The organism is Bordetella sp. 2513F2, assembly GCF_054642735.1.
Map to the genome: position 1 here is coordinate 142,850 of NZ_CM137755.1, position 25,203 is coordinate 168,052.

Sequence of the window (25,203 nt, forward strand, 5' to 3'; positions counted from 1 at the left end):
CGGCTATTGTTGGGGAGCAGCCGCGGGCGCGGCGGGCGCAGCAGTGCCCTGCTTTTCGGCGGTGCCGTACAGGAACTGGCTGATCAACTGTTCCAGCACCACGGCGCTTTGTGTATAGCGGATTTTTTCGCCGTCCGCAAAGTTGTCATCTTCGGCGCCGGGCACCAGGCCGAGATACTGCTCGCCCAGCAGGCCGGAGGTCAGGATGGAGGCAGAGGAATCCTTGGGGAAGCGGTATTGCTCTTCCAGGTCTAGCGTGACGACGGCCTGGAAGGTCTGGTTGTCGAACGCGATGTCGGACACCCGGCCCACCACCACGCCGGCGCTCTTGACCGGCGCCCTCACCTTGAGGCCGCCGATGTTGTCGAAGTTGGCGCTCAGCTGGTAGGTGGGCGCGAACGAGAAGCTGCTGAGGTTGCCTGCCCGCAGCGCCAGGAACACCAGCGCGATGGCGCCCAGCAGCACGAACAGTCCTACCCAGAAATCGGTTTTTGCGCGTGACATGACGGATCCGTATCAGTTTCCAAACATCAGGGCGGTGAGGAGGAAGTCCAGGCCCAGCACGGCCAGCGACCCCACCACCACGGTACGCGTGGTGGCCCGCGCCACGCCTTCGGGCGTGGGCCGGGCCTGCCAGCCCTCGTAGAGCGCCACCAGCGTCACCGTGAACCCGAACACCAGGCTCTTGAGCACGCCGTTGGCAACGTCCTTCCAGACGTCGACGCCGTTCTGCATCTGCGACCAGAAGGCTCCCGGGTCCACGCCTATGAGCAGCACGCCCACCACCCAGCCCCCGAGGATGCCCACCATGGAGAACACCGCCGCGAGGATCGGCATGGCGATCATGCCGCCCCAGAAGCGCGGCACCAGCACGCGGCGCATGGGGTCCACCGCCATGACCTCCATGGCGGCGAGCTGCTCGCCGGCCTTCATCAGGCCGATCTCGGCGGTGAGCGAGGTGCCGGCCCGCCCGGCGAACAGCAGGGCCGTGACCACCGGGCCGAGCTCGCGCACCAGCGACAGCGCCACGAGCAGGCCCAGGGCCTCCTCGGAGCCGTAGCGGTTCAGGGTGTAGTAGCCCTGCAGGCCCAGCACGAAACCCACGAACATGCCCGATACGGCGATGATGAGCAGCGAATAGTTGCCGATGAAGTGCACCTGCTGCGATACCAGGCGCGGGCGGCGCACCGCGATGCCGCTGCGCGCCAGCAGCGCGCCCAGGAAGCGCGTGAAATAGCCGATGCCGCTGACCTGGGCATGGACCCAGCCGCCCAGGGCACTGACCGGATTGCGGGTGGCGCTCAAGACCGGCCTCCTTGTTGTCGGGCGAGCCAGGTACGGAACGCTGGCGTTTCGGGGTAGTGGAAGGCCACCGGGCCGTCGGGCGCGCCATCCAGGAACTGGCGTACGTAGGGGTCCTGGGAGGCGGCCAGTTCCTGCGGGGTGCCGGCGGCCGCGAGCTTGCCCTGGCCCACCAGGTAGACCCGGTCGGCGATGGCGAAGGACTCCTGCACGTCGTGCGTGATGAGCACCGAGGCGCAGCCCAGGCGGTCGGCCAGGTCGCGGATCAGGCGGGCGGTGATGCCCAGGGAAATCGGGTCCAGGCCGGCGAAGGGTTCGTCGTAGAGGATGAGCTCGGGCTCGAGCACCACGGCACGGGCCAGCGCCACGCGGCGGGCCATCCCGCCGGAAATCTCGCCCACGCGCAGGTGGGCGGCGCTGCGCAGGCCCACGGCGTCGAGCTTGTCGAGCACGCGCTCGAGTATGGCGGCCTCGCCGAGATCGGTGTGCTCGCGCAGCGGGAAGGCCACGTTCTCGAAGACGTCCAGGTCGGTGAACAGGGCGCCCTGCTGGAACAGCACGCCCATGCGCTGGCGCAGCGCCTGCAGCCGTGGGCCGTCTATCCCGGTGAGCGACTGGCCGAACACCCGCACCTCGCCCTGCTGCGCGGCGATCTGGCCCGTGGCCGCGCGCAGCAGCGTGGTCTTGCCGGAGCCCGAGCCGCCCATGATGGCCACGACCTGGCCGGGCAGCACCTGCATGGTGATGCCGCCGAGCACGGTGAAATCACCGTAACCCAGCGCCACGTCATGCAGAGAGAGGGCAAGTTCCGAGCTGTTGCGCGTGGGATCGGGCATAGGCAGGCAAATCGCCGGACGGATTCCGGAATCGTTGCGCGCCATTGTAGCTGCTGCATCCGACATGCCGCAGCCGCCGGCGCGCGGCTACTGTCCTGCTCCTATTGCAGGGTGATGTTGCCGGCCTTTATTACCTGCGCCCATTTGGCGGTTTCCTTCTGGATGAACTCCCCGAACGCCTCGGGCGAACCGCCGGCCGCCTGGCTGCCCGTGTCGGCGATGGCCTTGCTGACCTCCGGATCCTGCAGGATGCGGTTGAGTTCGGCGTTGAGCTTGTCGATGATGGGACGCGGCGTGCCGGCCGGGGCGATGATGCCCTGCCAGTTGTATGACTCGAAGCCGGGCAGTCCGGCCTCCGCCATGGTGGGCACGTCGGGCAGCACGTCCAGGCGCTGGGCGGAGGTCACGGCGATGGGGTGCACTTTCTTGCTCTGGATGGACGGCAGCGCCGCATATCCCATCTCGAACATCATGGTGATGTGGCCGCCCATGAGGTCGGTGGCCGCCAGGCTGCCGCCCTTGTAGGGCACGTGCACGATGTCGATGCCGGCCTGCTCCTTGAACATCTCGCCCGACAGGTGGTGGGCCCCGCCCACGCCGGAGGAGCCGAAGGTGAGCTTGCCGGGCTCTTTCCGGGCCAGGGCAATGAGCTCCTGCAGGTTGCGCACGGGAACGCTGTTGTTGACGCTGAGCACCAGCGGGCTGTTCTCGATGAGCACGACCGGCGCGATGTCTTTCGCGACGTCGTAGGAGATGTCGGGCATCAGCGTGGGATTGACCGACATGGGCGCCAGGTTGCCGGCGCCGATGGTGTAGCCGTCGGGTGCCGCCTTGGCCACCAGGCTGGTGCCGATCACGCCGCCCGCGCCGGCCTTGTTCTCGACCACGACCGACTGCTGCAGCGCGTCGCCGAGCTTGCGCGCCAGCAGGCGCATCCGGGTATCGGCGAAGCCTCCCGGCGCGTAGGGCACGATCAGGGTGATGGGCTTGGTGGGCCAGTTGCCGGAATCCTGGGCGCGGGCCGCGCCCGACACCGCGGCCGAGGCCACGAGGCAGCTTGCCAGGAAGGTACGAACGAATCGCATGCGGGACTCCTCTTATCGTTGGATGTGCTGGAGAACATTATGCCTGCGGCCGCCATGCGGCGCCCTGCGGTTGCAGGCCGCCGGCATCTGGCGCAGTACAAAAGCCGACGGCCGGCTCCGCCTGGGGCGGAACCGGCCGTCGCGGCGCCTGCGTCGTGCGCTCAGCGCGGCAGTTCGCTCGAGCCCATCAGGAACTCGTCGACTGCCCGGGCGCACTGGCGGCCTTCGCGTATGGCCCAGACCACCAGCGACTGGCCCCTGCGCATGTCGCCGGCGGCGAAGACCTTGTCGATGCTCGTGCGGTAGTCGTCGGTGTTGGCGCGCACGTTGCCGCGGCCGTCGCGGTCCACGCCGAAGGCATCGAGCACGCCCTGCACCGGCGAGACGAAGCCCATGGCCAGCAGCACCAGGTCGGCGGCAATCTCGAACTCCGAGCCCTCGACTTCGGCCATCTTCATCTGGCCGGTGGCGTCGTCGCGGATCCACTCGACCCGCGCGCCCACCAGTTTCTCGACCTTGCCGTTGCGGCCCTTGAGCGCCTTGGTGGTGACGCACCAGTCGCGCTGGCAGCCTTCCTCGTGCGAGGACGAGGTGCGCAGCTTGAGCGGCCAGTACGGCCAGACCATCGGCTTGTTCTCGCTTTCCGGGGGTTGGGGCATGAGTTCGAACTGCGTCACCGACGCCGCGCCGTGGCGGTTGCTGGTGCCCACGCAGTCGGAGCCCGTGTCGCCGCCGCCGATCACCACCACGTGCTTGCCCTTGGCGTTGGGCTGCCCGGAAATGCGGTCGCCCGCCACCGCCTTGTTCTGCGGGCGCAGGAAATCCATGGCGAAATACACGCCGTCTAGCTCGCGGCCCGGGACGGGCAGGTCGCGCGGGGTTTCAGCGCCGCCCGACATCACCACGGCATCGAAGTCGGCCAGCAGCGATTCCGGCGTGCGCACCGTAAGGCCCTCGGCCGCCGCGTCGGCAGGCTGGCCCACGTAGGTGGAGGGCGAGAACTCCACGCCCTCCGCTTCCATCTGGGCGATGCGGCGGTCGATCTGCGATTTCTCCAGCTTGAAATCGGGAATGCCGTAGCGCAGCAGCCCGCCGATGCGGTCGCTCTTCTCGAACACCGTGACGGCGTGGCCGGCACGCGCCAGCTGCTGGGCGCAAGCCAGGCCCGCGGGCCCGGATCCCACCACGGCCACCTTCCTGCCGGTCTTGCGGGTGGGCACCTGCGGCACGACCCAGCCCTCTTCCCAGCCCTTGTCGATGATGGCGTGCTCGATGGACTTGATGCCGACCGCGTCATTGTTGATGTTGAGCGTACAGGCCGCTTCGCACGGAGCGGGGCAGATGCGGCCCGTGAACTCGGGGAAGTTGTTGGTGGAGTGCAGCACGTCGAGCGCGCGCCGCCAGTCCTGGCGGTAGACCAGGTCGTTCCAGTCGGGGATGATGTTGTTGACCGGGCATCCGGTGTTGCAGAACGGGATGCCGCAGTCCATGCAGCGCGCCGCCTGCTGCTTGGACTGCTCGTCGGTGAGGCGCACGACGAACTCGCGCCAGTGCTTCAGGCGCTTCTGCGGGGCCTCGGAGGCCTCCTGCAGGCGCTGGTATTCCATAAAGCCGGTGATCTTTCCCATGGTAGTCCTCAGGCGGCCATTTGTTGCGGGTTGGCCGCACGCCACAATTCACCCAGAGCCCGGCGGTATTCCGTGGGCATCACTTTCACGAACTTGCCGCGCGCGGCTTCCCAGTCGCCCAGGATCTCGCGGGCCCGGAAGCTGCCGGTATAGCGGAAGTGGTCTTCGATCAGGCGGCGCAGGATGGTCTCGTCGGTGGCGCGCTCGCCGCCGCGCTGGGCGCTGTGCCACACGTCGATGTTGTTCAGCGCCTGCTGCTCGGAATGCGGCAGCACGGGCTCGAGCTCGACCATGGCCAGGTTGCAGCGCTGGCGGAAGCTGCGGTCGGGGTCCCAGACGTAGGCGACGCCGCCCGACATGCCGGCGGCGAAGTTGCGGCCGGTGGCGCCCAGCACCACCACGGTGCCGCCCGTCATGTATTCGCAGCCGTGGTCGCCGGTGCCCTCGACCACCGTTGCCGCGCCGGAGTTGCGCACGGCAAAGCGTTCGCCCGCCACGCCGTTGAAGAAGGCCTCGCCGGCAAGCGCGCCGTAGAGCACCGTGTTGCCCACGATGATGTGCTCCGGGCCGAAGCCCCGGAAGTCGTTGGGCGAGCGCACGATGATGCGGCCGCCCGACAGCCCCTTGCCGACGTAGTCGTTGCCCTCGCCCACCAGGTCCATGGTGATGCCGTGCGCCAGGAAGGCGCCGAAGCTCTGGCCGGCGGTGCCGTTGCACTGGATGTGGATGGTGTCGTCGGGCAGGCCCTCGTGGCCATGGCGCGCGGCCACGGCGCCCGAGAGCATGGCGCCGATGGTGCGGTTGCGGTTGCGCACCGGCACGATGAAGGAGACCTTCTCGCCGCGCTCGAGGGCCGGCTTGCTGCGCTCGATGAGCTGGTGATCCAGCGCGCCCGCCAGGCCGTGATCCTGGGGCTCGGTGTTGCGCACCTCGGCGTCGATCTGCGGACGATAGAAGATGCGGCTGAAGTCCAGGCCCTGGGCCTTCCAGTGCTCGATGCCGGCGCGCATGTCGAGCAGGTCGGTGCGGCCGATCAGGTCGTCGAACTTGCGGATGCCGAGCTGGGCCATGATCTCGCGGACTTCTTCGGCGACGAAGAAGAAGAAGTTCACCACGTGCTCGGGCTTGCCCTGGAATTTCTTGCGCAGTTCGGGATCCTGCGTGGCCACGCCCACCGGGCAGGTGTTCAGGTGGCACTTGCGCATCATGATGCAGCCTTCGACCACCAGCGGCGCCGTGGCGAAGCCGAATTCGTCGGCGCCCAGCAGCGCCCCGATGGCGACGTCGCGGCCGGTCTTCATCTGGCCGTCGGCCTGCACGCGGATGCGGCTGCGCAGGCGGTTGAGCACGAGGGTCTGCTGCGTTTCGGCCAGGCCCAGTTCCCAGGGCGTGCCGGCGTGCTTGATGGACGACACCGGCGAGGCGCCCGTGCCGCCGTCATGGCCGGCGATCACCACGTGGTCGGCCTTGGCCTTGGCCACGCCGGCCGCCACCGTGCCCACGCCCACCAGCGACACCAGCTTCACCGACACCGAGGCGCGGCTGTTCACGTTCTTGAGGTCGTGGATCAGCTGGGCCAGGTCTTCGATGGAGTAGATGTCGTGGTGCGGCGGGGGCGAGATCAGGCCCACGCCGGGCACGGAGTAGCGCAGCTTGGCGATGTAGTCGGAGACCTTGTGGCCCGGCAGCTGGCCGCCCTCGCCGGGCTTGGCGCCCTGGGCCATCTTGATCTGGATCTGGTCGGCGCTGGCCAGGTACTCGGCGCTCACGCCGAAGCGGCCGGAGGCCACCTGCTTGATGCGCGAGCGCAGGGAGTCGCCCTTTTTCAGGGGCACGTCGGCCGCGATGCGCTCGGCGCCCAGCACGGAGGCCAGCGTGTCGCCGTCCTTGATGGGGCTCTTGCCCTGGCGCATTTCCTCGCGGTAGCGCAGCTCGTCTTCGCCGCCCTCGCCGGTGTTGGACTTGCCGCCGATGCGGTTCATCGCCACGGCCAGCACCGAGTGCGCCTCCGTGGAGATGGAACCCAGCGACATCGCGCCGGTGGCGAAGCGCTTGACGATCTCCTTGGCGGGCTCGACTTCGTCCAGGGGAATGGCGCGGCTGGGATCGACCTTGAACTCGAACAGGCCGCGCAGCGTCATGTGGCGACGGCTCTGGTCGTTGATGATCTGCGCGTATTCCTTGTAGGTGCGGTAGTTGTTGGCGCGGGAGGCGTGCTGCAGCTTGGCGATGGAGTCCGGCGTCCACATGTGCTCTTCGCCGCGCACGCGGAAGGCGTATTCGCCGCCGGCGTCGAGGTCGTTGGCCAGCACCGGATCGTTGCTGAAGGCCGCGCGATGCATGCGCAGGGCTTCCTCGGCCACCTGGAAGATGTCGATGCCTTCGATGGTGGACGCCGTGCCGGTGAAGTACTTGTTCACCAGCGAGCTGTGCAGGCCCACCGCTTCGAAGATCTGGGCGCCGCAGTACGACATGTAGGTCGAGATGCCCATCTTGGACATGACCTTGTTCAGGCCCTTGCCGATGGCCTTGATGTAGTTCTTGAGCGCCTTTTCCGGGTCGGGCATGCGGCCCAGCGATTCCAGCGCGAGGTAGGGGTGGATGGCCTCTGCGCCGTAGCCGCCCAGCAGCGCGAAATGGTGCACCTCGCGCGCCGAGCCGGTTTCCACCACCAGGCCGGTGCTGGTGCGCAGGCCGGCGCGGATCAGGTGCTGGTGCACGGCCGAGGTGGCCAGCAGCGCGGGGATGGCCACGCGCTCGCTGTCGACCAGGCGGTCGGACACGACCAGGATGTTGTAGCCGCTGCGCACGGCGTCAACGGCGCGGGCGCAGAGCGCGGCCACCCGGGCCTCGATGCCTTCGGAGCCCCAGGCCGCCGGGTAGGTGATGTCGAGTTCGTAGCTGCGGAACTTCTTGCCCGTGACCTGCTCGATGCCGCGGATCTGCGCCATGGCGGCGAAGTCCAGCACCGGCTGGGACACCTCCAGGCGCAGCGGCGGGTTGACGTTGTTGATGTCCAGCAGGTTGGGCTTGGGCCCGATGAACGACACCAGCGACATCACCAGCTGCTCGCGGATCGGGTCGATCGGCGGGTTGGTGACCTGGGCGAACAGCTGGCGGAAATAGTTGTAGAACGGCTTGGGCCGGTTCGACAGCACGGCCAGGGGCGTGTCGTTGCCCATGGAGCCGATGACCTCCTCGCCCGTGGCAGCCATGGGCTCGAGGATGAACTTGTAGTCTTCCTGGGTCCAACCGAACGCCTGCTGGCGGTCGAGCAGCGACACCGGCGACTGCGTGGCCGGCGAAGCGGGCTGCTGCGGCGCGGGCAGGGATTCCAGCTTGATCTGCAGGCGCTCGATCCACTGGCGGTACGGCCGGTTGTTCGCCAGCTGCGACTTGATCTCGGCGTCGTCGATGATGCGGCCCTGTTCGAGGTCGATCAGGAACATCTTGCCCGGCTGCAGGCGCCACTTCTTGATGATGCGGTGTTCGGGCACGGACAGCGTGCCGGCCTCCGACGCCATGATGACCATGTCGTCGTCGGTGATCAGGTAGCGCGCCGGGCGCAGGCCGTTGCGGTCGAGCGTGGCGCCGATCTGGCGGCCGTCGGTGAACGCCACGGCGGCGGGGCCGTCCCAGGGTTCCATCATGGCCGCGTGGTACTCGTAGAACGCGCGGCGGCTCTCGTCCATCTGCGTGTGCTGTTCCCAGGCTTCGGGAATCATGATCATCATGGCGTGCGCCAGCGAGTAGCCCGAGTTCACCAGCAGTTCGAGGCAGTTGTCGAACGTGGCGGTGTCGGACTGCCCTTCGTAGACGATGGGATAGAGCTTCTTCAGGTCGTCGCCCAGCACGGCCGACTGCATCATGCCTTCGCGGGCGCGCAGCCAGTTGAAGTTGCCCTTGACCGTGTTGATCTCGCCGTTGTGAGCGATCATGCGGTAGGGGTGGGCCAGCGGCCAGGCCGGGAACGTGTTGGTGGAGAAGCGCTGGTGCACCAGCGCCAGGGCGGACACCGTGCGGGTATCGGCCAGGTCGCGGTAATAGCGGCCCACCTGGTCGGCCAGCAGCAGGCCCTTGTACACCACGGTGCGCACCGACGCCGAGGGCACGAAGTATTCCTTGCCGTGGGCCAGGCGCATGTTCTGGATGGCGTGGCTGGCCGTCTTGCGGATCACGTACAGCTTGCGCTCGAGCGCGTCGGGCACCATGACGTCGGCGCCGCGGCCGATGAACAGCTGGCGGATCACCGGCTCCACCGAGCGCACGGTGGGCGACATGGGCATCTCGGTGTCCACGGGCACGTCGCGCCAGCCCAGCACGATCTGGCCCTCGGCGCGCACGGCGCGCTCGAGTTCCTGTTCACAGGCCAGGCGCGAGGCGGTTTCCTTGGGCAGGAACACCATGGCCACGCCGTATTCGCCGGGAGGAGGCAGGGTGATGCCCTGCTGCGCCATTTCGTCGCGGTACAGCGCATCGGGGATCTGGATCAGGATGCCGGCACCGTCGCCCATGAGCTTGTCGGCCCCCACGGCGCCCCGGTGGTCGAGGTTTTCCAGGATCTTGAGGCCCTGCTGGATGATGGCGTGGCTCTTGCGGCCCTTGATGTGCGCCACGAAGCCGACGCCGCAGGCGTCGTGCTCGTGCTCGGGTCGGTACAGGCCTTGCGCGGCCGGCAGCCCGATACGGCTGGCATCGATGGGTGCCGCCGGGATCTCGGGACGACAGGAGGCTGGAGTAGGAATGTGGGACATGGCGCGCTCCGCAGTGACCTGCGTGGAAATGTTGCAGTGCAGGGGGCGACACGATACTGCGGTGCGGTGTTGCGCGCAAGTTAAACAATAAGGGTGTGTCCCCTATTTATTTTTCGGCTTCTGTGCATTTATATAATTAGGGACGGACAAAAACATGAGATTTTTCCGCAACTTGGCCGGTTTCAGGGAAATCTGCTCCCACGAGCCACATCCACAAAATATAGATATGTCCCCGTTTAAATGGGCCGGATGTCGGGGTTTCAGGCCGGATCGCTCGCGGCGGCGGGAGGCGCCGGCTTCTTGCGGGGACGCCCACGCTGCCCCGGGGCGACGCGTCGGCTGGCGGTGTGCGCCAGGCTGGCAATGAAGGCCGGGCCGCCCAGCGCCCATTGGCCGGACACCGATTGCTCGATGCGCTGGGTTTCGTCGCGCGACAGCCCCTCCTGGAGGAGGCGGCGGTAATTGGCCTGGCGGTCGAACGGCGTGTTGCCGCAGGCCCAGTAGTCGGCGTGGTCGGATTGCCAGTGCGCGGGCGGCTGGCGGGTGTTGCCGGTGTGGCTGCCGGCCGAAGACCATGGCCAGGCGTCGGGTTCGGCAGCGCCGCCGCTGCGCACGGGGTAGGTTTCGAGCCAGATCAGCGCGCGCAGCACCCAGGCGCCCGGCTCGAGCAGCGCCGAACGGTAGCGGCCTGCGAACACCCGGCCGCCACGCAGGCGGGCCGCGAGGTTGCGGCCCAGGGTCTGCATGAGGCGCGGCAGCCCTTCTTCGTCGGCCGGGGTGGCCAGCAGCAGGATGCGGTCGGTGGCGAGCACCCAGCCGTGCACCGCCACGCGATGGCGCTGCGCCGATTCGCCCAGCCATGCCGACAGCTGGTTAAGGATGTCCTGCGGCGCTGGCTGGGACGGGGCGGCAAGCGGCTGAACGAAATTGGCCTGCACCAGTTGGGGCAGCCCGGGGGCATACAAACGGGGCAGTCGGGCCATGAGTTCAGGCTTGCCCGCAGGCAAGGCAGTTTGGTTGGCGGAGTATATAAATAGTGCCGGCGCGAGCGGCGGTCAAGAGGCCGGTTGCGCCGCGAACGCGGCCGTAGGCGCGGCGAAGCTCAGGTTAACATTCCCGTACCCTGTCCCGTATCCGCAGATATCCCTAACCGAAGGAGCCCCATTCATGAAGACCAAAGCCGCCATCGCCTGGAAAGCCGGTGCCCCGCTCACGGTGGAAGAGGTCGATCTCGAGGGCCCGCGGGCCGGCGAGGTGCTGATCGAGGTCAAGGCCACGGGTATCTGCCACACAGACTATTACACCTTGTCGGGGGCCGACCCCGAGGGCATCTTCCCCGCCATCCTGGGCCACGAGGGCGCAGGCGTGGTCATGGAAGTGGGGGCCGGCGTCAGCTCGCTCAAGCCCGGCGACCACGTCATCCCCCTCTATACCCCCGAATGCCGCCAGTGCAAGTTCTGCCTGTCGCGCAAGACCAACCTCTGCCAGGCCATCCGCACCACGCAGGGCAAGGGCCTGATGCCGGACGGCTCCTCGCGCTTCTCGCTCGACGGCAAGCCCCTGTTCCACTACATGGGCACCTCCACGTTCGCCAACCACATCGTGGTGCCGGAGATCGCCGTGGCCAAGGTGCGCGAGGACGCCCCCTTCGACAAGATCTGCTACATCGGCTGCGGCGTCACCACCGGCATCGGCGCGGTGGTGTATACGGCCAAGGTGGAGGCCGGGGCCAACGTGGTGGTGTTCGGCCTCGGCGGCATCGGCCTGAACGTGATCCAGGGCGCCAGGATGGTGGGCGCCGACAAGATCATCGGCGTCGACCTCAATCCCGAGCGCGAAGCGATGGCGCGCAAGTTCGGCATGACGCATTTCGTCAACCCCAAGGAAGTCGAGAACGTCGTCGACCACATCGTGCAGCTCACCGACGGCGGCGCCGATTACTCGTTCGAGTGCATCGGCAATACCCAGGTCATGCGCCAGGCCCTCGAGTGCTGCCACAAGGGCTGGGGCCAGTCCATCATCATCGGCGTGGCCGAGGCCGGCGCCGAGATCAGCACCCGGCCGTTCCAGCTCGTCACCGGACGGCAGTGGAAGGGCTCGGCCTTCGGCGGCGCGCGCGGCCGCACCGACGTGCCCAAGATCGTCGACTGGTACATGGAAGGCAAGATCAATATCGACGACCTCATCACCCATACCCTGCCGCTGGACCGCATCAACGAAGGCTTCGACCTGATGAAGCGCGGCGAGTCGATCCGCTCGGTGGTGGTGTACTGACGCGCCCGGAGACGCCATGAGCCAGCTTGAACTGTTGTCGGAGCACCGGTGCTTCGGCGGGTGGCAGCGCTACTACCGCCACCCCTCCGAAGAGATCGGCCTGCCCATGCGATTCTCGGTGTACGTCCCCGCGCAGGCGGCGCACGGCCCGGTGCCGGTGCTGTTCTACCTGGCCGGCCTCACCTGCACCGAGGAAACCTTCATGATCAAGGCCGGCGCGCAGCGATACGCCGCCCAGCACGGCCTGATGCTGGTCTCGCCCGATACCAGCCCGCGTGGCGCAGGGGTGGCGGGCGAGGACGACGACTGGGATTTCGGCACGGGCGCCGGCTTCTACGTCGATGCCACCGCCGAGCCCTGGCGTGCCCGCTACCGCATGTACAGCTACGTGGTCGACGAGCTGCACGGCATCGTCTGCGGCGAACTGGGCGGCGATGCCCGGCGCGCGGGCATTTTCGGGCATTCGATGGGCGGGCACGGCGCGCTGGTGCTGGCCCTGCGCAATCCGGACAAATTCAGGTCGGTGTCGGCCTTCGCGCCCATCGCCGCGCCGTCGCAGTGTCCATGGGGCCACAAGGCCTTCGGCGGCTACCTGGGCGCAGACACCGCCCAGTGGGCCCGCTATGATGCCAGCGCCCTGATGGCCCAGGCGCGCTGCCCCTTCCCGGCCGGCATCCTGGTCGACCAGGGCCTGAGCGACGGCTTCCTGGAAGGCCAATTGCACCCGGAGGCCTTCGAGGCCGCGTGCCGGCAGGCGGGCCAGCCCCTCACGCTGCGCCGGCACGAGGGCTACGACCACGGCTATTACTTCATCTCCACCTTCATCGAGGATCACATCCGGTTTCACGTAGACCGGCTCGGATAAGGGCCGGCCAGGGGGGCGCCGATATACTGGCCGTTTCCTGGCGGTGCCCGGCCACGGCGCCGCCGCGACTGGTGGAGTTCCGGACCGTGACCCTTGCGTTCGCGCCTTATGCCTGGCTGGCGGTAGCCGCCGTCCTGATCTTCTTCGTGGGGCTGGCCTGGCTGCTGGGCCGGGGCGGCCCGCGCGGCGCCGACGGCCGCCGCAGCTTCCGCCTGCGGCCGGTACGGCGCCTCGTCGGCCTGCTGCTGCTGGCGCTGGCCTGCGTATCGGCCATGCTGGCGTTCTCGCTCGTGCAGTTCCAGCGCCTGGTCAGCGACCGTCCCATCATGGACGTGCGCATGGTGCAGCAGGGCGAGCGCGAATACCTCGTCAGCATCCAGCCCGAAGGCCGCGAGCCGCGCGAATACACGCTGCGGGGCGACCAGTGGCAGGTCGATGCCCGCATGATCCGATGGCGGCTGCCGGCGCTGCTGGCGGGCGTGCCGCCGGTGTACCGGCTGGAGCGCCTGTCGGGCCGCTACCGCGACGTCGAGCAGGAACGTACCGGCGAGCGCTCGGTCCATGACCTGCAGGACGGCTCGATACCCGACCTGGCCGACCTCAAACGGGTATTCCCCAACTGGCTGCCCTTCGTCGACGTGGAATTCGGCAGCGCCGCCTACATGCCGATGCTCGACGGCGCGCGTTATCGCGTGTATCTGGATCCCCGCGGCGCCCTGTTCATCCGGCCGGCCGACGCCGAAACGGAAGCGGCCCTGGCTGGCGGCGCAGGAAAATAGGGACGTATAAAAAGGGGCGGCCGGGACGGAACTCTGCCGCGGTGCAGCAGTCGAATTAGCACTCGATATGCCGGAGTGCTAACATCAATACATGCCCGTATCCAACCGTTCCCTGGAGACCGCAATCATGAAACAACCCAGCAGTTCGTTGGCCTATTCCGGCAACGCCCTGGCGTTGGCCGTTGCCAATCCGGGCGCGCTTGGCACCATCGACGCGTACATCTCCGTCGTGAACCGCCTGCCGGTCCTCAGCGCCGAGCGGGAAACCGAATTGGCGCGCCGTCTGCGCGACCACGGCGACCTCGAAGCAGCGCGCGAACTGGTGCTGTCCCACCTGCGGCTGGTGGTGTCGGTGGCGCGCCAGTACCTGGGATATGGCCTGCCTCACGCCGACCTGATCCAGGAAGGCAACGTGGGCCTGATGAAGGCCGTCAAGCGCTTCGACCCCGAGCGCGGGGTGCGCCTGGTGTCCTTTGCCGTGCACTGGATCAAGGCCGAGATCCACGAATTCATCATACGCAACTGGCGTCTGGTCAAGGTGGCCACCACCAAGGCGCAGCGCAAGCTGTTCTTCAACCTGCGCAGCATGCGGCCCGACGGCCAGACGCTGGACCCCGACCAGGTCGACCACATCGCGCGCGAACTCAACGTGCGCCGCGAGGACGTCAGCGAAATGGAAGTGCGCCTGTCCGGCCGCGACCTCTCGCTGGAGAACCAGGACGACGACGACGAGAGCTTCGCACCGATCTCGTACCTGTCCGATGAAGGCCGCCAGGAGCCTTCCAGCGTGCTCGACCGCCGTGCGCACGACGCGTTGCAGGGCGAGGGTCTGGCCGGTGCCCTGGAGGCGCTCGACCCGCGTTCGCGGCGCATCATCGAAGCCCGTTGGCTGCAGGACGACGGCGGCGCCACGCTGCACGAGCTGGCCCAGGAGTTCGGCGTATCCGCCGAGCGCATCCGCCAGATCGAAGCCGCGGCGCTGAAGAAGATGCGCGGCGCGCTGGTGCCCGCCTGAGCCGCCGCGGCCAACAATTGATACAAATTCCCCCCGCTTTTGCGGGGATCCGCCGAAACTTAATCCGTACGGCCCTGACTAATTCCCTGTAGACGGCGTTGCTCATCCGCGCGCGCAGTCTTGTCATCCGTCTCGGCTTCTCCTCTTTCCCCTCCCCTATGAGGCGGATGCTTGCGGGGCACCTGCATATCGCGGTGCCCCGTTTTTTATGCGCCTGCGCTTGCGCCTCGTTCAGGCGGCGTCGGCCTGCATGCCGGCACGCGCGCGCAGCGACTGCCATACGACGGAATTCAGCCGCTTGATGCCGGTGGCCAGCGAGCCGTCGGGATACAACTTGATCCAGCGGTAGCCGGGCGCGGCGTCGTCCAGCGTGTGACGGCCGTCGCGCACCGCGAACTGGAAGCAGGTGGACGGGGTGGCCAGCATGCGCAGGTGGTGCCGGCGCCGGTCGAACGCCCGGTGCACGTGGCCCCACAGCAGCATGCGCACCGAAGTATGGTCGGCGAGGCGCTGGAACAGCTCGCGGGGATTGTCGAGCATCATGCCGTCGTGCCAGTCGCTGTCGGCCTGCACCGGGTTGTGATGCAGCGCCACGACGACGTGGCGCTCGCCTGCGCCGGCCAGGGCCTGGTCGAGGAGCTGCAGCTGCGCATCGCCGAGGTGGCCCGCATCGGCGCCCGGGACGGTCGAATCCAGCATCACCACACGCCAGTTCCCGACGTCGGTGACGGGCTCGGTCCAGGCGCCCAGCTCGGCCCGCAGGATGCTGCCGTCGTCGTGGTTGCCGGGCAGGCAGCGCACCGGCACGCCGGTGCTGCCCAGCCAGCCGCGCAGGCGCTGGTAGGCGGCGCGGCTGCCGTCCTGGGCCAGGTCGCCGGTGGCCAGCAGCAGGTCGGCCCCCGGATGTTCATGCAGGGCCTGCCGCAGCACGGCCTGCAGGCTGGCTTCCGTATCGACGCCCAGCATCACGGCCTGGGGCGTTTCCAGCAGGTGGGTGTCGGTGAGGTGGATGATCAGGGCCGGACGTTCGGCCTGGGGTGTGGAGGCTGTGGCGGGGACGGGCAAGGACCTCTCCTGCGTACTGTCTGACGCCACCTTACCTAGAAAATCGCCTGTCACGACAGGCAGCACGCGTGCCCAGCCGTAACCAAGTGTGCGGGGCGCCTGTGGAAACCCGCTATTCTTGTGCCTTCGCCATTGCTGGATGGGACGCGGGTTCGCATGGATATCGGTTTTCTCGTATTCGGCCTGGCGGGCCTGCTGACGCTGGTCTGCTTCATGCCGCCGCTGGCGGGCCGCATCAAGTTGCCGTATTCCGTGCTGCTGGCCATCGTCGGCTGCCTGCTGGGCCTGCTGACGCACCTGCCGGGCTGGGCCCCGCCCGTGCTGGCCGACCTGCTGGACACCATAGAGCATTTCGAGATCTCTTCCGAGACCTTCCTCATGGTGTTCCTGCCGGTGCTGCTGTTCGAGACGGCGCTGTCCATGAACGTGCGGCGCCTGATGGACGATATCGGCCCCATCCTCATGATGGCCATCGTGGCCGTGGTGGTGTGCACGCTGGTGGTGGGCTTTGCCGTGAACCTGGCCTCGCCGCACGGCCTGATCGTATGCCTGCTGCTGGGCTCCATCGTGGCCACCACCGATCCCGTGGCGGTGGTGGGCATATTCCGCGAGGTCGGCGCGCCCCGGCGCCTGACCACGCTGGTGGAGGGCGAAAGCCTGTTCAACGACGCGGCCTCGATCGCGCTCTACTCGGTTCTGCTGGCCGCGCTCGGCGGCACGGGCAAGCTCTCGGCCGGCAGCGTGTTCCTGGACTTCCTCTACGCGTTCCTCGGGGGCGGCCTCAGCGGCTACCTGATGGGGCGCGCGGTGTGCTCCCTGTTCGCCTGGCTGCGCGGCTATCCCACCGCCGAGATCACGCTCACCCTCACGCTGGCCTATCTGTCGTTCTTCATCTCGGAGCACTACCTGGGCGTCTCGGGCGTGGTGGCCACCGTGGTCGCCGGCCTGGTGGTGGGTTCGACCGGCCGCACCCGCATGTCGCCGTCCACCTTCGAGTACCTGGCGAGCGCGTGGGGCCAGTTCGGGTTCTGGGCCAATTCGCTGATCTTCCTGTTTGCCGCCATGCTGATCCCGCGGCTGATGGCGGCCGCCAGCTGGCGCGAGCTGCTGCTGGTGGGCCTGGTGTTCGTGGCCACGCTGGCGGCGCGCGCCATCGTCGTGTTCGGGCTGTTGCCGCTGCTGGGCCTGACGCGGCTGGGCACGAAGGTCAGCAACCCCTACAAGACGGTGATGCTCTGGGGCGGCCTGCGCGGCGCCGTCTCGCTGGCCCTTGCCCTGGCCGTGACCGAGCAGGTCCACGTGCCCGAGCAGGCGCGGCAGTTCGTGGCCGTGGCCACCACCGGCTTCGTGCTCATGACGCTGTTCGTCAACGGGATCAGCCTGCGCCCCTTGATCCGCACGCTGGGCCTGAACCAGCTGTCGCCCGTCGAGCGCACCATCCGCAACCAGGCGCTGGCCATCGCGCTCGAGGACCTCCAGGGCAGGGCCGAGCAGATCGCCGAATCCGAGGGCATCAGCCCCGAGGCGCGCGGGCGCATCCACGCCGTGTTCGAAGCCAGCCAGGCCAGTGTGCAGGAAGTCCAGGTGGCGGAGATGAGCCAGGAGCGGCGCGTGGCGATCGGCCTGGCCATCGTGGCGCGGCGCGAGGAGGAAATGTTCTTCGACATCCTCAAGGCCCAGATCGTGGACTGGCGCATGGCCGAATCGCTGCTGGCCCGCGCCGAACGCCTGGACGACGCGATCCGCGCCCGCGGCCTGCGGGGCTTCGAGGCCGGCATCGAGGACGACGTGCGCTATTCCCGCGGCTTCAGGCTGGCCCTGCGCCTGCATTACCTGTTCGGCTTCCAGGGCTGGCTGGCCCACGAGCTGGGCCAGCGCTTCGCCAACCTCATGACCAAGCGCTCGGTGGCGCGCCGCCTGCTGGAATTCGTGCAGGAGCAGGTGGCGCCGCTGCTCGGGCACGAGGCGGCGCAGCGCATCGCCGCCGCGCACCAGCGGCGGCTCGACCTCATCGAGAGCGCGCTGCAGGCGCTGAACCTGCAATACCCCGCGTATGCGACCTGGCTGCAGGAGGCGTACCTGGGCCGTACGGCGCGCGAACTCGAGCGCAGGCGCTATCGCAGCATGCTGGAGCAGTCGCTGATCAGCGGCGAGGTCTATTCCGACCTGGTGAGCCAGCTCAACGCCCGCTGGGCGCACATCGACCGCCATCCCGAACTGGACATCGAGATGGGCGCGGCCGAGCTGATCAAGCGCGTGCCGCTGTTCGAAGGCCTGAGCGCCGATTCGCTGCGTGCCATCTGCCGCCTGCTGAAACCGCGCCTGGCGCTGCCCGACCAGCCCGTGCTGGGGCGGCACGGACGGTCCGACGCCATGTTCTTCGTGGCCTCGGGGGCCGTGTCGGTGCATCTGCCCGACGGCACCACGGCCGAGCTGGGCAGCGGCGAGTTCTTCGGCGAACTGGCCCTGCTGGGCGAGTTCACCAATCCGGAGGTGAACTCGCTGGGGTACAGCAAGCTGCTGATGTTGTCGGCGCGCGATTTCCATGCGCTGCTGGCGCGCGACCCGGATCTGCGCGAACGCATCCAGGCGGTAGCCAAGCAGCGCATGCGCGCCATCGAGGTGTGGCGGCAGTTCTCGCAGCAGCCGCCGCCCGCGGCCTGACGCTCAGGTGGTGGCCCGGCGCACCAGTTCGAAGCCCAGGTCCACGTGGCGCACTGCCGGCGGCGTGCCGTCCAGGTGCTGCAGCAGCAGTTCGGCGGCCGAGCGTCCGATGCCGTAGCGGGGCGTGGCGATGGTGGACAGCGGCGGCGTGGTCCAGGCACTGCCGGCCAGGTCGTGGAAGCCCACCAGCCCGAGCTGCTGGGGTACGGCCAGGCCGCGCCGCGCGCTCTGGAACACCGCCCCCTGCGCCAGGTCGTCGTTGCAGAAGAACAGGCCGTCGCAGTCCGGGTGCGCGTCCAGCATGCGGTCCAGCAGCGCGGCCCCCAGGCCGATGGATGACTTGTCCGGAACCATGATCTCCAGCGCCGGGTCGTAGCAGCCGGCTTCGCGCAGCACGTGGCGGCAGCCCTCGCAGCGGCGCAGCGAGCGGGGATCGAGCTGCGCGCCGATGATGCCGATGCGGCGGTAGCCCTGTTCCAGCAGGTGCGCGCCTGCCGCATGGCCGGAGTCGAACTGGGAGAATCCCACGCTCATGCCCGGGTCGTCGGGCGGCAGGGTCTCGATCGTGTGCACGGCGGGCAGCGCATGGGTGCGCAGCAGCTCCCAGGTGCCCGGCGTGTGGTCCACGCCGGTGAGGATGGCGCCGTCGGGCGCATGCTGCAGGTGGGTGCGCAGCAGGGTCTCTTCCTCGTCTTGCGAGTACCCCGTGACGCCGATCATCAGGTGGTAGCCGCGCGCGTCGAGCACGTCCTTCATGCCGGTGACGATGTCCACGAACACCACGTTGGACAGCGAGGGGATCAGGGCCACGATGGTGCGCGAGCGTGCCGAGGCCAGCGCGCTGGCCGCATGATTGAGTACATAGCCCATTTCCTGGCAGACCTGCAGGATGCGCGCGCGCTGCGCCGGCGACACCTTGTGCGGCTGGCGCAGCGCGCGCGACACCGTGATGGCGCTCACGCCGGCGCGCTGCGCGACGTGCTGCATGGTGATGCGTCCGTCTCGGCCGCTGCGGGGTTTTCTGACCGCCATGAAAGCTTTCCAGGAGATGCGTAGGTGCGGAGCGTGCGGAGGATAGCCCGGAAGCCTGCTCCGGAGGGCTTTACAAGCCCCGGATGTTACCGCTAACATCCGCAGCACTTCAATAAAAATCCTCGGAGACAGATCCATGCGGCCCGACCCTATGCGCGCGCCCGGATCCGGGCGCATCCTGCTGGCACGCTTGGCCGATGCCGCGTACCGGCTGCAGAACGGCCTGATGGTGGCTTGCCTGGCAACCATGGTGGTATTGCTGTTCGGCAACGTGCTGCTGCGCTACGTGTTCAATTCCGGCATCAACGTCTCCGACGAGATTTCCCGGCTGGCCTTCGTCTGGCTGATCTTCCTGGGCGCGGTGCTGGCCATGCGTGACGGCCAGCACATCGCCGTCACGCTGCTGGTCGACCGCTTCGGCTCCGCGGCGCGTCGCATCGTGCACATTGCCTGCCAGCTGCTGACGCTGTGGGCTCTCTGGCTGATGGCGCGAGGCAGCTGGGAGCAGGCCGGCATCAGCCTGGGCACGCGCCTGCCCGTCACCGGCCTGCCCGCCACGGTGTTCGAGGCCGCGGCGCTGTACGCAGCGGTGGCCATGGCGATACTCACGCTGCTGGACCTGGCGCGCACGCTCAGCGGCGCGCCCTTGCCCGTCCCGGCCCAGTCCGACGAAACCCGGAGCTGAACGCCATGTCGCTCGGTCTGTTCCTCGTCGTGCTGCTCGGCCTCGTCATGCTGGGCATGCCGATCGCCTTCGCGCTGCTGCTCTCCGCCGTGGCCCTGATGTTCCAGCTGGATTTCTACGATGCGCAGATCATCGGCCAGAACATGCTGTCGGGCGCCAACAGCTTCGCGCTGATGGCGGTGCCGCTGTTCATGCTGGCCGGGGAGGTCATGAACGCCGGAGGCATTTCGCGGCGCATCGTCAACCTGGCCAGCATGTTCGTCGGCCATATCCGCGGCGGCCTGGGCTATGTGGCCATCTGCGCCAGCGTGTTGCTGGCGGCGCTGTCGGGCTCGGCCGTGGCCGACGCCGCGGCGCTGGGCTCGCTGCTCATTCCCATGCTGCGCGACAAGGGTTACGACGCCGGCCAGGCGTCCGGCCTGATCGCCGCCGGCGGCATCATCGCGCCCATCATTCCGCCGTCGATCTCCTTCATCATCTTCGGCGTGGCCACGAACGTGTCGATCACGCGCCTGTTCTTCGCGGGCATCGCGCCGGGGCTGCTCATGGCGCTCACGCTGGTGGCGGTATGGACATGGGTGGCGCGGCGCCATGGCCCGGCCACCGAGAGCGCCCGGCAGCCGTGGCGCGCGCGCTGGGCAGCCCTGCGCGAGGCGGTCTGGGCGCTGATGTTGCCGGTCATCATCATCGGCGGCCTGCGCGGCGGCGTGTTCACCCCCACCGAAGCGGCCGTGGTGGCCGCGGTGTATGCCATCCTCGTGAGCGTGCTGGTCTACCGCGAGCTGGCGCTGCGGGATCTAGGCAGGCTGTTCGTCAGCGCGGCGCGCACCACCGCGGTGGTGATGTTCCTGGTGGCGGCTGCCATGGTCTCGTCCTACATGATCACCCTGGCCGACCTCCCGCGCGACCTGATCGGCCTGCTCGAGCCCGTGCTGGACCAGCCGCGGCTGCTGATGTTCGCCCTGTTGGTCCTGCTCACCCTGGTCGGCACGGTCATGGACCTGACGCCCACGATCCTGATCCTCGCCCCGGTGCTGATGCCCGTGGTCACCAAGGCCGGCATCGACCCGGTGTACTTCGGCGTGATGTTCGTGATGACGGGTTGCGTGGGCCTGCTCACCCCGCCGGTGGGCACGGTGCTCAACGTGGTCTGCGGGGTGGCCCGCATCCGCTTCGAAACCATCTGCAGGGGCGTGTGGCGCTACGTCGTGGCCTATACGCTGCTGCTGGTTCTATTGGTGATCTTTCCCGAACTGGTCACCGTTCCCGCGCGCTGGCTGCACTGACGGCCCGCCGCACACACGGAGGAGAGCAACATGATCGCAATCTGGAAGAAGACGCTGCTGGCGGTGGCCGCGGCGGCGGCCTGCATGGCGGCAGGGGCGGCGGCGGCCCAGGACATCAAGCCGCGCATGATCCGTTTCGGCTATGGCCTCAACGAAGAAAGCGTGCAGGGGCGCGCGGCGCGTTTCCTGGCCGAGGAAATCGGCAAGCGCAGCGGCGGCAAGCTCAAGATGCGCACGTTCGGCGCCGCCAGCCTGGGCCCCGACGAGCAGATGCAGAACGCGCTGGTGGGCGGCACCCAGGAGATGATGGTGGGCTCGACCGCGCCGCTGGCCACCATGGTGAAGGAATTCGGCGTGTTCGACCTGCCGTTCCTGTTCAACAGCGACAAGGAAGCCGATGCGGTGCTCGACGGCCCGCTCGGACAGCGCCTGCTGAAGATGCTGGAATCCAAGGGCATGGTGGGCCTGGTGTACTGGGAGAACGGCTTTCGCAACATGACGAACTCGCGCCGGCCCATCGCTACCGCCGAGGACATGCAGGGCATCAAGCTGCGCGTGATGCAGAACCAGATCGCCCTGGGCGTCTTCAATGCGCTCGGCGCAAATGCCGTGCCCATGCCGTTCTCCGAGCTGTTCACGGCGCTCGAGACGCGCACCGTCGACGGGCAGGAGAACCCCGTCACCACGATCCAGAGCAGCAAGTTCTACGAAGTGCAGCCCTACCTTACGCTCACGCGGCACGTGTACACCCCCTGGGTGGTGCTGGCCTCCAAGAAGTGGTGGGACACCTTGTCGGCCGACGAGCAGAAGATCATCATGGAGGCGGCGGCCGCCTCGCGCGACTTCGAGCGCAAGGACAGCCGGGCCGATTCGGCCAAGGCCATGAAGGTGCTGGAGCAGGCGGGCATGAAGATCAACACCCCGTCCGATGCCGAAATGCAGCGCATGCGCGAGAAAGTGCAGCCGGTGGTCGACAAGGCCACGCAGGATCTCGGCCCCGAGCTGGTGCGTGAGCTCAACGAGGAGATCCGCAAGGCGCGAGGCTGACGCTGCCGCGGCGCCGGCAATGCCGGCGCCGCACCCGCTTCCCCCGAAATTGCGAGAGATGTCCATGTCACAATCCCCGCGCCGCCTGCGCAGCCAGAAATGGTTCAACGACCCGTCGCACGCCGACATGACGGCGATCTACGTCGAGCGCTACCTCAACTATGGCCTGACCCGCGCCGAACTGCAGTCGGGGCGTCCCATCATCGGCATCGCCCAGACGGGCAGCGACCTGGCGCCCTGCAACCGCCATCATCTCGAGCTGGCCAAGCGCGTCAGGGAAGGCATCCGCGATGCCGGCGGCATTCCCATGGAATTCCCTGTGCATCCGCTGGCCGAGCAGGGCCGCAGGCCCACGGCCGCGCTCGACCGCAACCTGGCCTACCTGGGGCTGGTGGAGATCCTGCACGGCTATCCCCTGGACGGCGTGGTGTTGACCACGGGCTGCGACAAGACCACCCCGGCCTGCCTCATGGCGGCTGCCACGGTCGACATCCCGGCCATCGTGCTGTCCGGCGGCCCCATGCTGGACGGCTGGCACGATGGCCAGCGGGTGGGCTCGGGCACGGTGATCTGGCATGCCCGCAACCTCATGGCGGCCGGCAAGCTCGACTACGAAGGCTTCATGGAGCTGGCCACCGCATCCTCGCCCTCGGTGGGCCACTGCAACACCATGGGCACTGCGCTGTCGATGAACAGCCTGGCCGAGGCGCTGGGCATGTCGCTGCCCGGCTGTGCCAGCATTCCGGCGCCCTACCGCGAACGCGGCCAGATGGCCTATGCCACCGGCAGGCGCATCTGCGAGCTGGTGCTCGACGACGTGCGGCCTTCGCATATCCTCACGCGCGAAGCCTTCGAGAACGCGATCGTGGTGGCGTCTGCGCTGGGTGCGTCCAGCAACTGCCCGCCGCATCTCATCGCGATGGCGCGCCATGCCGGCATCGACCTCAGCCTCGCCGACTGGCAGCGCCTGGGCGAGGACGTGCCGCTGCTGGTGAACTGCGTGCCTGCCGGCGAGTACCTGGGCGAGGGCTTCCACCGGGCCGGCGGCGTGCCGGCCGTGCTGCACGAGCTGTGGGCCGCGGGGCGGCTGCATGAAAACTGCCTCACCGTGTCGGGCAGGCGCATCGGCGAGATCGCGGCCGCTTCGCCCACCTCCGACCGCGCCGTCATCCGCACGTACGAAGCGCCGCTCAAGCATCGCGCGGGGTTCATCGTGCTTTCCGGCAACTTCTTCGACAGCGCCGTGATGAAGATGTCGGTGGTGGGCGAGGATTTCCAGCGCGCCTATCTCTCCACCCCCGGCGACGAGAATGCGTTCGAGGCGCGCGCCATCGTGTTCGAGGGGCCCGAAGACTACCACGCCCGCATCGAGGATCCCGCGCTGGAGATCGACGAGCACTGCATCCTGGTGATACGCGGCTGCGGCACGGTGGGCTATCCCGGCAGCGCCGAGGTCGTCAACATGCTGCCGCCCGCGCACCTGGTCAGGCGCGGGATCGACTCGCTGCCCTGCATGGGCGACGGACGCCAGAGCGGCACCTCGGCCAGCCCCTCCATACTCAACATGTCGCCCGAGGCCGCCGTGGGCGGCGGGCTGGCGTTGCTGCGCACCGGCGACCGGCTGCGCGTGGACCTGAACGCGCGCACCATCACGCTGCAGGTCGACGCCCAGGAGCTCGAACAGCGGCGCGCCACCCAGCACACCGAGATCCCGCCCGCGCAGACGCCATGGCAGGAGATCTACCGGCAGCTGGTGGGGCAGCTGTCGACCGGAGGCTGCCTGGAGCCTGCCACGCTGTATCTGCGGGTGATCGAGACGCGGGGCGACCCACGCCATTCGCACTGACCGGCGCCGCGCCGGCCGTGCTCCGGCTCTCAGGCCAGGAGTCCCGCCGCGCGCCGCTGCATCACATCCTCGACGATCACCAGCGCGGCCTCCAGCGTGAAGTCGCCGGCCTCGATGCGGTCCAGCACCTCGTCGACGCTCGCCGTGGCGATCTCCATGACCTCGCCGTCGCGGTTGGCCGGCTGCGTCCCCTCCGGCAATACGCAGGTGCTGGTGAGCAGGTCTTCTACCTGGTAGCCCTCCGGCAGGCGGCGATGCATGCGCAGGATGCGGCGCAGCGGCTCGCGCTGGCGCAACTGCTCCGGCTCCAGCCCGGCTTCCTCGGCGCATTCCCGCACCAGGGCCAGTTCCAGGTCTTCGCCGCTGCCGGCCAGGCCGCCCACCAGCGTGTCCCACATGCCGGGGTCGGTGGCCTTGCTCAGCGCGCGCCGCGCGATCCACAGCCGGCCGTCGGGCGTCCAGGCATTCAGGTGCACGGCCTGCGTGGGCAGGCCCAGGGGCCGCACGGCAGCGCGTTCGATGACGCCGAGGAGGCTGCCGTCGTCGGCCCGGATGTCGAGCAGTTCGTCGCGCCAGCTGCGCAGGCAGTCGGCCTCGCGCAGCGTGTTCGCCACCCGTGCCAGCGCGGCGTCGAGCATCGGCCCGGGTTCGAGGCCGGGCGCCAGGCGCACGCCCTCGGCGCCGATGTCGGCCAGGCCGGTGCCGCGCAGGGCGTCGCAGGCGGCCTGCGTGACCCAGCCGCAGCAGTGGCCGGCAATGTAGAGCGGCCGGGCCAGGTGCGGCGGCAGTTCATGGGCACGCGCGCCCAGCCGGTCGTACAACTGTGCCAGGCGCGAAGTCTGGTCGAGTGGATCGGGGATTGCGGACATGCCGCGGATTTTAGTGTGAAGTGTGCGCCATGCTGGCAAGATCCGGCCTGGATGCCGCTTGACATAGAATCGCAACGAGGGGGTGTGTCCGCTATAATTCCGCGGTTTCTTTATGATTCGCGCAGGCCCCATGGGCTGTGTCGTATCCTGCGCGTACCCGACGTCTAATTA

Annotated in this window: 19 protein-coding genes; 9 read left to right on the forward strand and 10 right to left on the reverse strand. The window is 68.3% G+C overall.

From position 1 onward, the window contains the following. Window positions 1–3: 3 nt before the first annotated feature. From mlaD to ACYBYQ_RS00745, 7 genes are all read right to left on the reverse strand, one after another. Window positions 4–504, reverse strand: coding sequence for an outer membrane lipid asymmetry maintenance protein MlaD (mlaD, locus tag ACYBYQ_RS00715; RefSeq protein ID WP_459616460.1), 501 nt, complete (start codon window positions 502–504; stop codon window positions 4–6). Window positions 505–516: 12 nt separating this feature from the next. After that, window positions 517–1,305 (reverse strand): lipid asymmetry maintenance ABC transporter permease subunit MlaE, encoded by a 789-nt coding sequence (gene mlaE, locus ACYBYQ_RS00720; RefSeq protein WP_459616461.1) that lies wholly within the window; start codon window positions 1,303–1,305, stop codon window positions 517–519. Then, window positions 1,302–2,138: an ABC transporter ATP-binding protein gene (locus ACYBYQ_RS00725; protein WP_459616463.1), complete on the reverse strand. Its 837-nt coding sequence runs from the start codon at window positions 2,136–2,138 to the stop codon at window positions 1,302–1,304. Before ACYBYQ_RS00725 ends, mlaE begins: the two co-directional genes overlap by 4 nt. 101 nt (window positions 2,139–2,239) lie before the next feature. Beyond that, complete coding sequence (locus tag ACYBYQ_RS00730) at window positions 2,240–3,223, reverse strand: tripartite tricarboxylate transporter substrate binding protein (RefSeq protein WP_459616465.1); 984 nt, start codon at window positions 3,221–3,223, stop codon at window positions 2,240–2,242. 161 nt (window positions 3,224–3,384) lie between these two features. Beyond that, window positions 3,385–4,851: a glutamate synthase subunit beta gene (locus tag ACYBYQ_RS00735; protein WP_459616466.1), complete on the reverse strand. Its 1,467-nt coding sequence runs from the start codon at window positions 4,849–4,851 to the stop codon at window positions 3,385–3,387. 8 nt (window positions 4,852–4,859) lie between these two features. Then, the gene (locus ACYBYQ_RS00740; RefSeq protein ID WP_459616468.1) at window positions 4,860–9,605 is read right to left on the reverse strand and encodes a glutamate synthase-related protein; all 4,746 of its coding nucleotides are present in this window, start codon (window positions 9,603–9,605) and stop codon (window positions 4,860–4,862) included. 260 nt (window positions 9,606–9,865) lie between these two features. Further along, window positions 9,866–10,588, reverse strand: a complete 723-nt coding sequence (locus ACYBYQ_RS00745; RefSeq protein ID WP_459616469.1) for a transposase — start codon at window positions 10,586–10,588, stop codon at window positions 9,866–9,868. Between the two features lie 184 nt (window positions 10,589–10,772). Between ACYBYQ_RS00745 and ACYBYQ_RS00750 the strand changes: the two genes are divergently transcribed. The 4 genes from ACYBYQ_RS00750 to rpoH all read left to right on the forward strand — a co-directional run bounded on the left by ACYBYQ_RS00750 (window position 10,773) and on the right by rpoH (window position 14,538). Further along, window positions 10,773–11,879 (forward strand): S-(hydroxymethyl)glutathione dehydrogenase/class III alcohol dehydrogenase, encoded by a 1,107-nt coding sequence (locus tag ACYBYQ_RS00750; RefSeq protein WP_459616471.1) that lies wholly within the window; start codon window positions 10,773–10,775, stop codon window positions 11,877–11,879. A 16-nt stretch (window positions 11,880–11,895) separates the two neighbouring features. Then, window positions 11,896–12,744: an S-formylglutathione hydrolase gene (gene fghA / locus ACYBYQ_RS00755; RefSeq protein WP_459616472.1), complete on the forward strand. Its 849-nt coding sequence runs from the start codon at window positions 11,896–11,898 to the stop codon at window positions 12,742–12,744. Between the two features lie 86 nt (window positions 12,745–12,830). Further along, window positions 12,831–13,523, forward strand: a complete 693-nt coding sequence (locus ACYBYQ_RS00760; protein WP_459616473.1) for a hypothetical protein — start codon at window positions 12,831–12,833, stop codon at window positions 13,521–13,523. A gap of 91 nt (window positions 13,524–13,614) precedes the next feature. Next, the gene (gene rpoH / locus ACYBYQ_RS00765) at window positions 13,615–14,538 is read left to right on the forward strand and encodes an RNA polymerase sigma factor RpoH (protein WP_459616475.1); all 924 of its coding nucleotides are present in this window, start codon (window positions 13,615–13,617) and stop codon (window positions 14,536–14,538) included. Window positions 14,539–14,769: 231 nt separating this feature from the next. On the opposite strand, the gene ACYBYQ_RS00770 is transcribed toward rpoH, so the two are convergent. Then, window positions 14,770–15,603, reverse strand: a complete 834-nt coding sequence (locus ACYBYQ_RS00770; RefSeq protein WP_459616476.1) for a phosphodiesterase — start codon at window positions 15,601–15,603, stop codon at window positions 14,770–14,772. A gap of 156 nt (window positions 15,604–15,759) precedes the next feature. On the opposite strand from ACYBYQ_RS00770, the gene ACYBYQ_RS00775 reads away from it, so the two are divergent. Then, window positions 15,760–18,267, forward strand: coding sequence for a cation:proton antiporter (locus tag ACYBYQ_RS00775; RefSeq protein ID WP_459616477.1), 2,508 nt, complete (start codon window positions 15,760–15,762; stop codon window positions 18,265–18,267). A gap of 3 nt (window positions 18,268–18,270) precedes the next feature. On the opposite strand, the gene gntR is transcribed toward ACYBYQ_RS00775, so the two are convergent. Continuing rightward, window positions 18,271–19,299, reverse strand: coding sequence for an HTH-type transcriptional regulator GntR (gene gntR / locus ACYBYQ_RS00780; protein WP_459616479.1), 1,029 nt, complete (start codon window positions 19,297–19,299; stop codon window positions 18,271–18,273). 136 nt (window positions 19,300–19,435) lie between these two features. On the opposite strand from gntR, the gene ACYBYQ_RS00785 reads away from it, so the two are divergent. The 4 genes from ACYBYQ_RS00785 to ACYBYQ_RS00800 all read left to right on the forward strand — a co-directional run bounded on the left by ACYBYQ_RS00785 (window position 19,436) and on the right by ACYBYQ_RS00800 (window position 24,163). Next, the gene (locus tag ACYBYQ_RS00785) at window positions 19,436–19,984 is read left to right on the forward strand and encodes a TRAP transporter small permease (RefSeq protein WP_459616480.1); all 549 of its coding nucleotides are present in this window, start codon (window positions 19,436–19,438) and stop codon (window positions 19,982–19,984) included. Window positions 19,985–19,989: 5 nt separating this feature from the next. Beyond that, window positions 19,990–21,270, forward strand: a complete 1,281-nt coding sequence (locus ACYBYQ_RS00790; RefSeq protein ID WP_459616481.1) for a TRAP transporter large permease — start codon at window positions 19,990–19,992, stop codon at window positions 21,268–21,270. A gap of 30 nt (window positions 21,271–21,300) precedes the next feature. After that, on the forward strand, window positions 21,301–22,317 hold the full coding sequence (locus ACYBYQ_RS00795) for a TRAP transporter substrate-binding protein (protein WP_459616482.1): 1,017 nt from the start codon (window positions 21,301–21,303) through the stop codon (window positions 22,315–22,317). 64 nt (window positions 22,318–22,381) lie between these two features. Continuing rightward, window positions 22,382–24,163, forward strand: a complete 1,782-nt coding sequence (locus ACYBYQ_RS00800) for an IlvD/Edd family dehydratase (RefSeq protein ID WP_459616483.1) — start codon at window positions 22,382–22,384, stop codon at window positions 24,161–24,163. 29 nt (window positions 24,164–24,192) lie between these two features. Here ACYBYQ_RS00800 and ACYBYQ_RS00805 read toward each other — a convergent pair whose 3' ends face one another. Next, a complete protein-coding gene (locus ACYBYQ_RS00805; protein ID WP_459616484.1) occupies window positions 24,193–25,032 on the reverse strand; it encodes an NUDIX hydrolase in 840 nt (279 codons plus the stop codon). Between the last annotated feature and the right edge of the window lie 171 nt (window positions 25,033–25,203).

Excerpts from the sequence above, each read along its gene's own strand:
- ACYBYQ_RS00735 (WP_459616466.1), bottom strand. The coding sequence starts at position 4,851 with ATGGGAAAGATCACCGGCTTTATGGAATACCAGCGCCTGCAGGAGGCC.
- ACYBYQ_RS00800 (WP_459616483.1), top strand. The coding sequence starts at position 22,382 with ATGTCACAATCCCCGCGCCGCCTGCGCAGCCAGAAATGGTTCAACGAC.
- ACYBYQ_RS00730 (WP_459616465.1), bottom strand. The coding sequence starts at position 3,223 with ATGCGATTCGTTCGTACCTTCCTGGCAAGCTGCCTCGTGGCCTCGGCC.
- ACYBYQ_RS00790 (WP_459616481.1), top strand. The coding sequence starts at position 19,990 with ATGTCGCTCGGTCTGTTCCTCGTCGTGCTGCTCGGCCTCGTCATGCTG.
- gntR (WP_459616479.1), bottom strand. The coding sequence starts at position 19,299 with ATGGCGGTCAGAAAACCCCGCAGCGGCCGAGACGGACGCATCACCATG.
- ACYBYQ_RS00745 (WP_459616469.1), bottom strand. The coding sequence starts at position 10,588 with ATGGCCCGACTGCCCCGTTTGTATGCCCCCGGGCTGCCCCAACTGGTG.
- rpoH (WP_459616475.1), top strand. The coding sequence starts at position 13,615 with ATGCCCGTATCCAACCGTTCCCTGGAGACCGCAATCATGAAACAACCC.
- fghA (WP_459616472.1), top strand. The coding sequence starts at position 11,896 with ATGAGCCAGCTTGAACTGTTGTCGGAGCACCGGTGCTTCGGCGGGTGG.
- mlaD (WP_459616460.1), bottom strand. The coding sequence starts at position 504 with ATGTCACGCGCAAAAACCGATTTCTGGGTAGGACTGTTCGTGCTGCTG.
- ACYBYQ_RS00740 (WP_459616468.1), bottom strand. The coding sequence starts at position 9,605 with ATGTCCCACATTCCTACTCCAGCCTCCTGTCGTCCCGAGATCCCGGCG.
- ACYBYQ_RS00725 (WP_459616463.1), bottom strand. The coding sequence starts at position 2,138 with ATGCCCGATCCCACGCGCAACAGCTCGGAACTTGCCCTCTCTCTGCAT.
- ACYBYQ_RS00750 (WP_459616471.1), top strand. The coding sequence starts at position 10,773 with ATGAAGACCAAAGCCGCCATCGCCTGGAAAGCCGGTGCCCCGCTCACG.
- ACYBYQ_RS00785 (WP_459616480.1), top strand. The coding sequence starts at position 19,436 with ATGCGGCCCGACCCTATGCGCGCGCCCGGATCCGGGCGCATCCTGCTG.
- ACYBYQ_RS00795 (WP_459616482.1), top strand. The coding sequence starts at position 21,301 with ATGATCGCAATCTGGAAGAAGACGCTGCTGGCGGTGGCCGCGGCGGCG.
- ACYBYQ_RS00775 (WP_459616477.1), top strand. The coding sequence starts at position 15,760 with ATGGATATCGGTTTTCTCGTATTCGGCCTGGCGGGCCTGCTGACGCTG.
- ACYBYQ_RS00805 (WP_459616484.1), bottom strand. The coding sequence starts at position 25,032 with ATGTCCGCAATCCCCGATCCACTCGACCAGACTTCGCGCCTGGCACAG.